Annotated in this window: 11 protein-coding genes; 3 read left to right on the top strand and 8 right to left on the bottom strand. The window is 67.3% G+C overall.

Annotation, left to right across the window (positions count from 1 at the left end):
• Positions 1-96 precede the first annotated feature (96 nt).
• The 7 genes from CLU86_RS19085 to CLU86_RS19055 form a co-directional block, all read right to left on the bottom strand.
• The gene (locus tag CLU86_RS19085; RefSeq protein ID WP_099742735.1) at positions 97-1,404 is read right to left on the bottom strand and encodes an HD domain-containing phosphohydrolase; all 1,308 of its coding nucleotides are present in this window, start codon (positions 1,402-1,404) and stop codon (positions 97-99) included.
• Between the two features lie 139 nt (positions 1,405-1,543).
• Complete coding sequence (gene glcF / locus CLU86_RS19080) at positions 1,544-2,830, bottom strand: glycolate oxidase subunit GlcF (protein ID WP_099742734.1); 1,287 nt, start codon at positions 2,828-2,830, stop codon at positions 1,544-1,546.
• Between the two features lie 52 nt (positions 2,831-2,882).
• The gene (locus CLU86_RS19075; protein WP_099742733.1) at positions 2,883-3,743 is read right to left on the bottom strand and encodes a YoaK family protein; all 861 of its coding nucleotides are present in this window, start codon (positions 3,741-3,743) and stop codon (positions 2,883-2,885) included.
• A 10-nt stretch (positions 3,744-3,753) separates the two neighbouring features.
• Positions 3,754-4,887, bottom strand: a complete 1,134-nt coding sequence (gene glcE, locus CLU86_RS19070; RefSeq protein WP_099743706.1) for a glycolate oxidase subunit GlcE — start codon at positions 4,885-4,887, stop codon at positions 3,754-3,756.
• 227 nt (positions 4,888-5,114) lie between these two features.
• Positions 5,115-6,662: an ammonium transporter gene (gene amt, locus CLU86_RS19065; RefSeq protein ID WP_099742732.1), complete on the bottom strand. Its 1,548-nt coding sequence runs from the start codon at positions 6,660-6,662 to the stop codon at positions 5,115-5,117.
• Between the two features lie 31 nt (positions 6,663-6,693).
• Positions 6,694-7,032: a P-II family nitrogen regulator gene (glnK, locus tag CLU86_RS19060; protein ID WP_099658948.1), complete on the bottom strand. Its 339-nt coding sequence runs from the start codon at positions 7,030-7,032 to the stop codon at positions 6,694-6,696.
• A gap of 44 nt (positions 7,033-7,076) precedes the next feature.
• On the bottom strand, positions 7,077-7,808 hold the full coding sequence (locus CLU86_RS19055; protein WP_099657481.1) for a TorF family putative porin: 732 nt from the start codon (positions 7,806-7,808) through the stop codon (positions 7,077-7,079).
• A gap of 213 nt (positions 7,809-8,021) precedes the next feature.
• Between CLU86_RS19055 and CLU86_RS19050 the strand changes: the two genes are divergently transcribed.
• Positions 8,022-9,566, top strand: a complete 1,545-nt coding sequence (locus CLU86_RS19050) for a YifB family Mg chelatase-like AAA ATPase (protein ID WP_099742731.1) — start codon at positions 8,022-8,024, stop codon at positions 9,564-9,566.
• A gap of 29 nt (positions 9,567-9,595) precedes the next feature.
• Here CLU86_RS19050 and CLU86_RS19045 read toward each other — a convergent pair whose 3' ends face one another.
• Positions 9,596-10,393, bottom strand: a complete 798-nt coding sequence (locus CLU86_RS19045) for an SDR family NAD(P)-dependent oxidoreductase (RefSeq protein WP_099742730.1) — start codon at positions 10,391-10,393, stop codon at positions 9,596-9,598.
• A gap of 121 nt (positions 10,394-10,514) precedes the next feature.
• On the opposite strand from CLU86_RS19045, the gene CLU86_RS19040 reads away from it, so the two are divergent.
• Positions 10,515-11,441, top strand: a complete 927-nt coding sequence (locus CLU86_RS19040; RefSeq protein ID WP_099742729.1) for a LysR family transcriptional regulator — start codon at positions 10,515-10,517, stop codon at positions 11,439-11,441.
• 134 nt (positions 11,442-11,575) lie between these two features.
• The gene (locus CLU86_RS19035; RefSeq protein ID WP_369803843.1) at positions 11,576-12,085 is read left to right on the top strand and encodes a MarR family winged helix-turn-helix transcriptional regulator; all 510 of its coding nucleotides are present in this window, start codon (positions 11,576-11,578) and stop codon (positions 12,083-12,085) included.
• The last annotated feature ends 30 nt before the right edge of the window (positions 12,086-12,115 follow it).

Below are 12,115 nucleotides of genomic sequence, written 5' to 3'. Positions count from 1 at the left end.
AGCGATCAAAGTCCTTCAGGGGACGGGGGAGCAACAAACCCTCCATCATGCCACCGATGGCCTTTCGCGCACCCTGGGTGCCCCTCTGGCAGGACATCAGACCAGGGTTTGGGGAGGCGCCTCCAAGTGCAGCAACTGCCATAAGGGCGACAACATCTCGCGCTCCAGCGGCGAGACGCGCTCGGCCAGCAGCAGGCATTCGCGGTCCAGATCGCGCAGGCGTTGCCCCAGCTCGCGGTCGGCCATGTGCAGCTCCAGCCGCTCGCGCGCGGTGAGTTCGGCGTGCTGCGCGCCCCAGTACCCCAGCGAGTTCCAGGCCACCTTCAGGCGCTCCAGCCGCGTGCGGGCGATGTCGGCAATCTCCAGCGCCGGGGCCTCGCCGCCCAGGGCCTGTAGCTGTGCGTGCAGCTCAGAGGCCAATGCCGCGCGCTGCTGGATCTCGGCCAAGGGGTTGCACGCCAGCGAGGCGGGTGCAGGCACGTCGGCCACGGCGGGCTCGGCCACGCGGCGTGCCATGTCGCTGATGAAGCCGATGTACTGCGGATCAAACTCGCCGGGCAGCACCCGCAAGGCAAAGCTGGCGCGGGTCAGCGGCGCCGACTGCGCCCGGGCGATGCCCAAGGTCACCTCGGTCACGGCCAGCATGCGGCCCAGGGGCGAAAGCTCGGGCTGGCGCAGCCGCGCTGGGTAGCCCGAGCCGTTGAGCCGCTCGTGGTGCTCACCCACGGCGCGGCCAATGGCGCGCGGGTAGTCGGTGGTGCTGTCCAGCAGCAGTTGCGCCACGCGGGGGTGCACCACCAGGTGCTTGTGGCCCAGCAGGTCCATGCTGCGGCCGGGGTCCAGGTACTCGGGCTGGATGTAGATCTCGCCAATGTCGTGCAACAGCCCGGCGAGCATGGCCATGCGCACGTCCATGGCCTGGCCCAGGTACTTGGTGGCCAGCGCACCCATGAGGGCCATGGCCTGCACGGCGTGGGTCACCATCTCGGGCCGGTTGGCCAGGGCGGTGGTCAGCAGCAACTGGGCCACCGAGTGCAGGGGCAGCTGGCGCAGCTGCTGGCCCACCCCCTCGGCCCAGGGCCGCAAGCCCTGCACCAGCGGCGTGGGCTCGGCCATGAAGCGCTCAAAATCTTCCTGCAGCGTGATCAGGCTCACGCCGTCTTCAGCGGCCAGGCACGATTCGAGCGGCTTGCTGAGCTTGCGCTCGAGCAGGCGCTGCTGCAGGCTGGCCGACACTGGCTGGTTCTTGGCCCAGAGCTTGACGCCCCGTACATCGACGATGTCCTCCGACGCGACGATGCTGTAGATCTCGGCGGCCCGCACGATGGCGTTCAGCGCCACCGGGTTGGCGGTGCTGCCCGCGTGTGAATCCTCTGGGTCTTCCCTGGTCTGTGCGTTTGGCATCTTGTGGCGTGTCCTCACCTGTGCGCTGGCCGCAGGCCAGACAACGTTGTCATTGGATTGTGGGTGCAGACGCGGCCCACGCCATGACAAACAGCACCGCGCGTGGGCTGAGTGCAACAGCGCCCTGGAGGTCGCGGGCTCAGGCGGCAGAGCGGTTGGCCGGGGCCAGTGCCTCGTCCAGCACCTCCACCCAGTGCCGCACGGGCGTGCCGGTGCCGCTTTGCAGGTGGGTGATGCAGCCGATGTTGGCCGACAGAATCACATCGGGCGGCTGCTCGCCAAAGGCTTCGGCCAGCACGCCCAGTTTGCGGTCGCGCAGCTGGTGCGACAAATCAGGCTGCAGCACCGAGTACGTGCCCGCCGAGCCACAGCACAGGTGCGATTCGTTGCGCGCCGTGCGCAGTTTGAAGCCCAGCTGGTTCAGGTGCGCCTCCACCCCGCCGCGCAGCTTTTGCCCGTGCTGCAGGGTGCAGGGTGGGTGGTAGGCGTACAGGGTGTCCGGTTGGCGCGTGGCGTCCACACGGCCTTGCAGCTTGGTGGCCAGCTCGGGCAGCATGGCGGGCAGCAGCTCCGACAAATCGCGCGTGAGGGCGCTGATGCGCTCGGCCTTGGCGGCGTACTGCGCATCATCCTTCAGGGTGTGGGCGTATTCCTTCACCGTCACGCCGCAGCCCGAGGCGTTCATCACGATGGCTTCCACCCCGCCCGCTCCGTCGGGGTCCACCAGCGGCCACCAGGCGTCGATGTTGGCGCGCATCTGGGCCTTGCCGCCTTCCTGGTCGTTGAGGTGGAACTTGACCGCGCCGCAGCACCCGGCCTGGGCCACCACCACGGTTTGCACGCCCACAGCGTCCAGCACGCGGGCGGTGGCGGTGTTGATGTTCGGCATCATGCTCGGCTGCACGCAGCCCGCCAGCATGATCACCTTGCGGGCGTGCTCGCGCGTGGGCCAGGCACCGGCGCTGCGCGGGGTGGTCACTTTCTCCTTGAGCACCGTGGGCAAAGCTCCGCGCAGGGCCTGGCCCACCTTCATGGCCGGGGCAAACAGGGGCGATGGTAGCCCCTCTTTCAACGCCCAGCGCAAGGCCTTTTCGCCCACGGGGCGGGGCACTTTCTCGTCCACGATCTTGCGGCCAATGTCCACCAGGTGGCCGTATTGCACGCCGCTGGGGCAGGTGCTTTCGCAGTTGCGGCAGGTCAGACAGCGGTCCAGGTGGCGCTGCGTGGCACGGGTGGGTGCAGCGCCTTCCAGCACCTGCTTGATGAGGTAAATGCGCCCACGCGGCCCGTCCAGCTCGTCGCCCAGCAGCTGATACGTGGGGCAGGTGGCGGTGCAAAAGCCGCAGTGCACGCATTTGCGCAAGATAGCTTCGGCCTCCAGGCCATCGGCGCGGGCGGCGTATTCGGGGGCGAGTTGGGTCTGCATGGTGCGTGCCTAGGGAAAGAGTCAACAACAGCGCGGGGGCATCCAGGCCCGCTCAGCGCGTTTCGTGCGGGCCGGACCCATGGGCCGTGCCGTGGGGATTGGGGGGCGAATGAGGAGGCAAATGGGCGGGAGGTGGCAGCGCCGGGGGGCCACTGCGCAACGCATTGAGCAACTGCCGCAAGCGCACCCGGTCAGCCCAAAGCGGCGGCAGCGACAGCGTGAGCAGCACCAGCGCCAGCGGCACCACAAAGATGAAGCCCACATACTTGAACCCCGCCGCGCCCACCAGCCCGCCCATGAGAAACATGCCCATCAGCCCCGCCATGAGGCGCAGCCGCTCGCGGTTGGCGTGCACATGGCGATCGGGCGTGGTGCCACTGCGGTTCCAGTACAGCATCTTGCCCATCTCGATGCCCAGGTCGGTCACCACGCCCGTCATGTGGGTGGTGCGGATCTGGGCTGACGACATCTTGGTGACCACCGCGTTCTGCAGCCCCATGAGGTAGGCCAGCAGCAGCACCGTGAGCGGCACCGAAAACGGCGTGCGCCAGCCTAGCGTGATGGCGCCCATGAGGCCAAACAGCAGCAACAGCACAGCTTCGAGCAGCAGCGGCAGCGCGTAGGTGCCGCGCAGGCGGTGGTGGCGCGCCCAGTTGACCATGATGGCCGTACTGCCCGCACCGGAGAGGAAGGCCCATAGCGCCCCCACGGCCCCCAGCACCAGCTTCATGTTGCCCATCACAAGGTTGTCGGCCAGCGACGAGAGAAAGCCCGTCATGTGCGAGGTGTACATGTGCACCACCAAAAAGCCCCCCGCATTCACCGCCCCGGCGTTGAACGCCAGCAGCAGGCCCAGCACCCGGTTGGTGGTGACGGTGCGGTGGTGGCCCGTGAGGTGGCGCAGACGGCGCATGGCGGCCGCCTTACCAGTCGGCGGCCAGGCGGCCGGGGTTGAAGATGCCCGCAGGGTCAAACGCCTGCTTGAGGCGGGCATGGATCTGCGCCAGGGCTGCAGACTTTGGATCAAACTGGCCGCTAGCGCTGGATGAATCAGCGCTAGCAGCTACAAAAACAGTAGCACTACCACCTGCCGCCTGGGCGGCGGCACGCAGGGCCTCGCCCGCATGGGCCGGTGCCTGCACCCAGCGCAGCGCGCCGTGCCATTCCACCAGCGGTTGGGCGGCAGCGGGCAGCGTCAGCACCGGCGCGGTGGCGGGCAGCGACAGACGCCACAGCGCGTGGCCGGGCTGCTGGGCGCGTGCGGCAAACCAGGGCAGGGTGTGGTCGCGGCAGGCGGCCCAGTCTGGCGCGGTGGCGGCGTTGTCCAGCCGCGTGCCGCCCATGGTTTTGCAGGCGGCCTCCACCGCCGCCGCCGCACCACGCAGGCGCACATACAGGGTGCCTACGCCTGCGTCCACCGCCGTGTCGTGTAGCCAGCAGCTGGCGTTCAGCGGCAGGGGCTGGCCGCCCCAGGCGTGCAGCTTGCGAAGGGCATCGGCCTGGTTGCATTCAAAGCGCAGCGTGGCCTCGGCCGGGGCCACGGGCAGCACCTTGAGGCTGACTTCTGTCAGCAGCCCCAGCGTGCCCCAGGCGCCCGCCATGAGGCGCGAGACGTCGTAGCCCGCCACATTCTTCATGACCTGCCCGCCGAATGTGAGCGCCTCGGCCCGCCCGTTGATGAGGCCCACGCCCAGCACATAGTCGCGCACCGCGCCCACGCTGGCCCGTGCGGGCCCTGACAAGCCCGCTGCCACCATGCCGCCCACGGTGGCGCCAGGGGCAAAGTGCGGGGATTCAAAGGGCAGGCACTGGCCTTGGTCGGCCAGCGCGGCCTCCAGCTCGGCCAGGGGGGTGCCTGCGCGGGCGGTCACCACCAGCTCGCTCGGCTCGTAGCTGGTGATGCCTGAGAAGACACGGGTATCGAGCACCTCGCCCTGCAGCGCGCGGCCATGGAAGTCTTTGCTGCCCCCACCCCGGATGCGCAAGGGGGTGTGGTCTGCGGCTGCGGCGCGCACGCGCTCGATCATCTGGGCAAGGGCTTGGTCCATGGCCTGCATCGTAGCGGGTGCGGCTTGGCAGGGGCGCCCCACATAGCGTGAATTTTTTGAACAACGCCCGTGCAGGTTCTTTGCGCTGGCCACCCACCGGGCCAGGGCCGCCACACCGGGGCGCCCATAAAAAAAGGGCCCACCGACAGGGTGGGCCCAACTCTTGAGGAGACTCTCGCTAGAAAACCATGGGGCGGCGGCGGCACCACCAGATACCGCCACCGGTGGTCCCCCAATCAACGGTTGTAGGCCGTTTCGCCGTGGGACGTGATGTCCAGACCTTCGCGTTCGTCTTCTTCCGACACACGCAGGCCCACCACCAGGTCCACCACCTTGAAGGCGATGAACGACACCACGCCAGACCAGACGATGGTCAGCAGCACGGCCTTGGTTTGTGTCCACACCTGGGCAGCGATGGAGTAATCGGCCGCAGTGACCATGGAGGCTGTGACCCAGTCGGCCACATAGCCAGGGCCGCCCAGGGCGGGGGAGTTGAACACGCCGGTCAGCAGCGCACCCACGACACCACCCACACCGTGCACGCCGAACACGTCCAACGAGTCGTCAGCGCCCAGCATCTTCTTGAGGCCATGCACACCCCACAGGCAGGCAAAGCCACCCACCAGGCCGATGACCAAGGCGCCGCCGATACCGACGTTGCCCGCAGCAGGCGTGACCGCCACCAGGCCAGCCACCGCACCGGAGGCAGCACCCAGCATGGAAGCCTTGCCACGCATCAGCGCTTCACCCGTGCACCAGGCCAACACCGCAGCAGCCGTGGCCACCAGCGTGTTGATGAAAGCCAGGGCGGCGAAGCCATTGGCTTCCAAGGCAGAGCCAGCGTTGAAGCCGAACCAGCCCACCCACAGCAGGGAAGCACCCACCATGGTCAGCGTCAGGCTGTGAGGGGCCATGGCTTCCTTGCCGTAGCCAATGCGCTTGCCCACCATGAAGGCGCCCACCAGGCCAGCGACCGCAGCGTTGATGTGCACCACCGTGCCGCCGGCAAAGTCCAGCGCACCCCACTGCCAGATCTGGCCAGCCTTGCCATTCATGGCGTCCACCACGTCCTTGGCGGTGTAGGCGTCAGGGCCCATCCAGAACCAGACCATGTGAGCAATCGGCAGGTAGCTGAAGGTGAACCACAGCACCATGAACAGCAGCACGGCAGAGAACTTGATGCGCTCGGCAAAGGCACCCACGATCAGGGCGCAGGTGATGCCTGCAAACGTGGCCTGGAAGGCTGCGAACGAGATTTCAGGAATCACGACGCCCTTGCTGAACGTGGCGGCGTTGGCAAAGGTGCCCGCTGCGTTGTCCCAGATGCCCTTCATGAACAGGCGATCAAAGCCGCCGATGAAGGCACCACCTTCGGTGAAGGCCAGGCTGTAGCCATAGATGAACCACAGCACCGTGATGAGCGAGAACGTGACCATGATCTGCATGAGCACGGACAGCATGTTCTTGCTGCGCACCAGGCCGCCGTAGAACAGGGCCAGGCCGGGCAGCACCATCAGGATCACGAGGATGGTGGAGACCATCATCCAGGCGGTGTCGCCCTTGTTGGGCACGGGGGCTGCGGGTGCAGCGGCCTCGGCAGCAGGGGCTGCCGCAACGGCTGCAGCAGGTGCGGCTGCGGCGGCAGGAGCCGGAGCGGCTTCAGCGGGGGCTGCGGCCGGGGCGGTGGCGGCAGCGGGTTCGGCGGCAGGTGCCTGGGCCAGCGACAAGGTGCCGGCAGACAACAGGCTCAACCCCAGTACGAAAGAAGCAAGCAGTTTTTTCATGGCGTTTCTCTCTGTGTGATGCGGCGGGCCCTTACAGGGCTTCCTTGCCGGTTTCGCCCGTGCGGATGCGCACCACCTGCTCCAGGTGGGTCACAAAGATCTTGCCGTCACCGATCTTGCCGGTGCGTGCAGCGCCTTCGATGGCTTCGATCACGCGGTCCACCAGGTCGTCGGCCACAGCGGCTTCGATCTTGACCTTGGGGAGAAAGTCCACGACGTATTCAGCGCCACGGTACAGCTCGGTGTGGCCCTTTTGGCGCCCAAAGCCCTTGACCTCGGTCACCGTAATGCCTTGCACCCCCATGTCCGACAGGGCTTCACGCACCTCGTCGAGCTTGAAGGGTTTGATGATGGCTGTCACCATTTTCATGTTCATGTCCTCCGGCAACGGGCACGCGCGGTGCCCGCTGAGATTTACAGGGTTTTGGTAAGCGTGACGATCACGCGCGACTTGTTGACCGGACCAAAGACGTCCTTCTTGTTGGCACCCACCACCGCGGCGCCCAGTGACAGGCCGCTGCCAAAATCATAGGCTCCGCCGACGCTGTAGTCCATGTAGTTGGGCACGCCCGAGTCCTTGATGTCGCTGGCAAAGCGGGTGAAGCCCACCGATGCCTTCAGCGTGACCTTGGGCATCACTTCTTGAGAGAAGGCGAAGTTCAGGTAGCCGGTGTTGGTGCCCTTGCGGCCCGTGCCCAGCTTGTTGCCGGCGTAACCGAAGTAGTCTTTGGAGATGGTGTGCGAGTACTTGGCGGTCAGCGGGCCGTAGGTGGCGGCGCCGTACAGCTCGGTGGTGTTGCCCAGCGAGTTGCCGGGGTAGGCATAGGTCAGCGCACCCACATCCAGGTCGACCGCGCCGGCCTTGAATTTGTAGCCGCCGTAGAAATCCATCTCCAGCGAGTTGCTTGTGAGCCAATCCACGCTGGAATTCCAGTTACCCACGTAAAAGCCGGTTTCGCCAAAGGTATAGTCAAAACCACCTTGCAGCGCGGGCTTGACGGCCTTGACCTTGCTGGTGTCCTGGTCCTGGCCACGGAACTTGTAGTTGGTGGTCAGGCTGACATTGCCAGTGAGTTGCGCGCTGGCCAACACGGGCAGCGCAGCGACAAGGGCAACGCCCAGGGTCTTGATGGAAGTGCGAATCATGTTTCCTCCGGTTGGACAAAGTAGGGACAAGGGCTTTAAGCACGGACCGTGCCACCGCCTGCTGCATTCCAAAATTGAATGCACCGCAATGCGCGCTGATCGGCTGCGCAAAGCGGTGCAAGCTTTTTTTGACGACGCACCCGACTGGTGCAATCACAAGCCGTTACATCCCACCGCTTTAGCAAGTGCACCCATCTGGGGAGAAAGTTACACATGAGTCTTGCCTTGGTGCAAAGCCGCGCCCTTCTGGGGCTGCAGGCCCCCGCCGTCACCGTCGAGGTGCACCTGGCCAACGGCCTGCCCAGCTTCACGCTGGTGGGCCTGGCCGATGTGGAGGTGAAGGAAGCCCGCGAGCGCGTGCGCTCGGCTTTGCAAAATGCAGGGCTGGAGTTTCCGCACAACAAGCGAATTACCGTGAACCTGGCGCCCGCCGATTTGCCCAAGGATTCGGGCCGGTTTGACCTGCCCATCGCCCTGGGCATCCTGGCCGCCAGCGGGCAGGTGGATGCGCAGCGCCTGCAGGGGTATGAATTTGCGGGCGAGCTGTCGCTATCGGGCGAGTTGCGGCCTGTGCGCGGCGCGCTGGCCACCAGCCTTGCCTTGGCGGCGCAGCAAATCAGCGTGCAGATGGTGCTGCCCCCGGGCAGCGCCGAAGAAGCCGCCCTGGTGCCCGACGCCCTGGTGGTGCGGGCGCGCCACTTGCTGGACGTGGTGCGCGCCTTTTTGCCCCCCGGCAGCAGCGCCGGTGGCGATGCCGAGGTAGACAACGACGGCTGGAGCCCCCTGCAACCCACACCGCTGGGTGCCGCCGCCGCAGGCCCGGACATGGCCGATGTGAAAGGCCAGGCCGCCGCCAAACGCGCACTGGAGATTGCCGCAGCCGGCGGGCACAGCGTGCTGATGCTGGGCCCCCCAGGCTCGGGCAAGTCCATGCTGGCCCAGCGCTTTGCCGGGCTGCTGCCGCCCATGACGGTGACCGAAGCCCTGGAAAGCGCCGCCGTGGCCAGCCTGGCCGGGCGCTTTGACCCCAGCCGCTGGGGCGTGCGCCCCACAGGGCAGCCGCACCATACGGCCAGCGCCGTGGCGCTGGTGGGGGGTGGATCGCCACCAAAGCCCGGCGAGATTTCCCTCGCCCACCAAGGCGTTTTATTTTTGGACGAGCTGCCCGAGTTCCCCCGCGCCGCGCTCGAAGCCCTGCGCGAGCCGCTGGAGACCGGGCACATCACCATCGCCAGGGCGGCGCAGCGGGCGGACTTTCCGGCACGCTTTCAGCTGGTGGCGGCCATGAACCCCTGCCCCTGCGGCTTCCTGGGATCGAGCCAGCGCGCCTGCCGCTGCACGCCCGACCAGGTTTCGCGCTACCAAGGCAAGCTCAGCGGCCCCCTGCTGGACCGCATTGACCTGCATGTGGAAGTGCCTGCCCTGCCCGCCGACCAGTTGCTCAAAGCCCCGCCGGGCGAAGACACTGCCGCCATCCGCGAGCGCGTGGTGCAAGCCCGTGGCCGCGCCATGGCCCGCCAAGGCAGCACCAACCAGGCGCTACAGGGCCAGGCCATTGACGAGCACCTGCACCTGGATGACACCGCCGCCAAGTTCCTCAACACCACGGCCGCGCGCCTGGGCTGGTCGGCCCGCAGCACGCACCGGGCGCTGAAGGTGGCCCGCACCATTGCCGACCTGGCCGGGGCTGAGCGCACCGAAGTGAGCCATGTGGCCGAGGCGGTGCAGTACCGGCGCGGACTGCACGCGCCGAGCTAAGGGCACAAACGCAACCCCCCAGGGTTGCTTTACAGGAACATGCCGCCCGATGCCTCGATGCGCTGCGCATTGACCCAGCGGGTGGCGGGCTGCAGCAGCGAGGCGACCAGCGGACCAATGTCCTCCGGCACACCCACGCGGCCCAGGGCCGTTTGCGCGGCCACAAAGGCGTTGAGCTGCGCGTTGTCGCGCACGGCGCCGCCGCCAAAGTCGGTCTCAATGGCGCCAGGGGCCACCACATTCACCGCAATGCCTCGCGGGCCCAGTTCCTTGGCCAGGTAGCGGCTGAGCACCTCGATGGCGCCCTTCATGGCCGCATAGGCGGCGTAGCCCGGCAGCGCAAAGCGGGCCAGCCCCGAGGACAGGTTCAGGATGCGGCCGCCGTCGTTCATCAGCGGCAGCAGGCGCTGGATGAGGAAGAAAACGCCCTTGAGGTGCACATTCACCAGCGCATCGAACTGCGCCTCGGTGGTGTCGGTGATGGGGGCGTGCACGCCCATCCCGGCGTTGTTCACCAGGAAGTCAAAGCGCTCGCGCTGCCAGTGGGTCTGCAGCGCCTGCGTCAGTTGGGCGGCAAAGCCTTCAAAGCTGCGCACATCGCCCACGTCCAGCGGCAAGGCCACGGCGCGGCGGCCCAGGGCGGTGATCTCGGCCACCACGGCCTGGGCCTCGGCTGCCTGCTGGCGGTAGGTCAGCACCACGTCAATGCCGGTGCGGGCGGCGGCCAGTGCGGCGCTGCGGCCCAGGCCCCGGCTGCCGCCGGTGATGAGCACGATGGGGGTAGAGGGCGATGCGGAAGAAGCAGTGGAGGGGGTCGATGTGGTCATGGTGCAGTCCTGGGGTCTGTGGCCCAGTCACACCATGTGCCGGGCTGGGGTGAACTGTATTGGCGCAAACAAAACGAATAAATGGCGCAAAATCAGATTCATTGTCTTAACAAGGCGAACAATGAACCCGTTGGACCGCATGCAGATCTTTGCCCGAGTGGCGCAGCTGAGCAGCTTCACCCAGGCCGCGCAGGTGCTGGGCATTCCCAAAGCCAGCGCCTCCCTGGCCGTGCAGCAACTGGAAGCGCAACTGGGCACGCGCCTGCTGCACCGCACCACGCGGCGCGTGCAGCTCACGCAAGACGGGCAGGCGTATTTCGAGCGCTGCAAGGACGTGCTGGACGATGTGGACGAGCTGCAAACCATGTTCCACCAGCCCGAGGGCACTGCCCTGCGCGGCCGGGTGCGCATCGACATGTCCACCGGCATTGCCCGCCACATGGTGCTGCCGCGCCTGCCCGAGCTGCTGCAGCGCCACCCGCAGCTGGAGGTGGAAGTGAGCAGCACCGACCGCCGCGTGGACCTGGTGCGCGAGGGGTTCGACTGCGTGATCCGCGTGGGCCCGGTGGCTGAGCCCGGCCTGGTGGCCCGACCCCTGGGTCAGGTGCCCGTGGCCACCTGCGCCAGCCCCGCCTACCTGGCGCGCCTGGGCACGCCGCACACGCTGCAAGACCTGGCCCAGCACGAGCTGGTGCACTACGTGAGCACGCTGGGCACGCGGTCGGCCGGGTTTGAAGTGCAAGAGGGCGGCACCACCACCTTTTTGCCCATGGGCGGGCGCGTGACGGTGAACAGCGCCGAGGCCTACCTGGGCGCATGCCTGGCCGGGCTGGGCCTGATCCAGGTGCCCCTGCTGGGCGCGCAAGACCTGGTAGAGCAAGGCCTGCTGGTGCCGGTGCTGGCGCAGCACCCACCGCCGCCCATGCCCGTCACGCTGCTGTACGCCCACCGCCGCCACCTGCCCCAGCGCGTGCGCGTGGTGATGGACTGGCTGGCCGCCGTGGTGCAGGCCAAGCTGGGACAAGCGCCTGCACCGCACGCGCAATAGCTATATTTTTGATAGCTACCAGCGCTTTATCAAATGGGGCTGGAGGCCATTTCATTAGAATCAGCCCACCCAGCGCCTGGGCACCTGCCCCAACCGGCCCCAGACAGCGCCACGCCCCAACACCACCGCACCCCATGGCCCGCCGCACCCGCCAACTGCCCCCACCGCCCTTGCCCGAAACCTCCACCGTGGAGGAAGCCGCACCCGCCCCCTCCGTGGACATGGTGGACACCACCTTGCTGCGCACGCTGGTGGGCTACAACACGCGGCGCGCGTCGCTGTCCATCATTGCGGTGTTCATGGAGCGCATGGCGGTGTATGACCTGAAGGTGGTGGACTTCTCGGTGCTGTCGCTGGTGGCCCACAACCCGGGCATCACCTCACGCCAGCTGTGCGCCACACTCAATGTGCTGCCGCCCAACCTGGTGGGCTTGATTGCCGCACTGGAGCGGCGCGGCCTGATCGAACGCCGCCCCCACCCCAGCGACGGCCGCGCCATGGGCGTGCACCTGACGCCCACCGGGGCCGAGTTGACGCAGCAGGCCGAGCAAACCGCCGCGCAGCTGGAAGAAGACGCCACGGCCCGCCTGACAGCGGCCGAGCGCAAGACGCTGATCCGACTACTGCAAAAGGTCTACGACTGATCCGGCTGGTTCGCGTTCGATCCAGCCCGA

Origin of the sequence: Acidovorax sp. 62, assembly GCF_002754495.1 — a bacterium.
In the GTDB taxonomy this organism is placed as follows: domain Bacteria; phylum Pseudomonadota; class Gammaproteobacteria; order Burkholderiales; family Burkholderiaceae_C; genus Acidovorax.
Note: the sequence above shows the minus strand (reverse complement) of the source record. Positions and strands in the feature narration are given on the sequence as shown.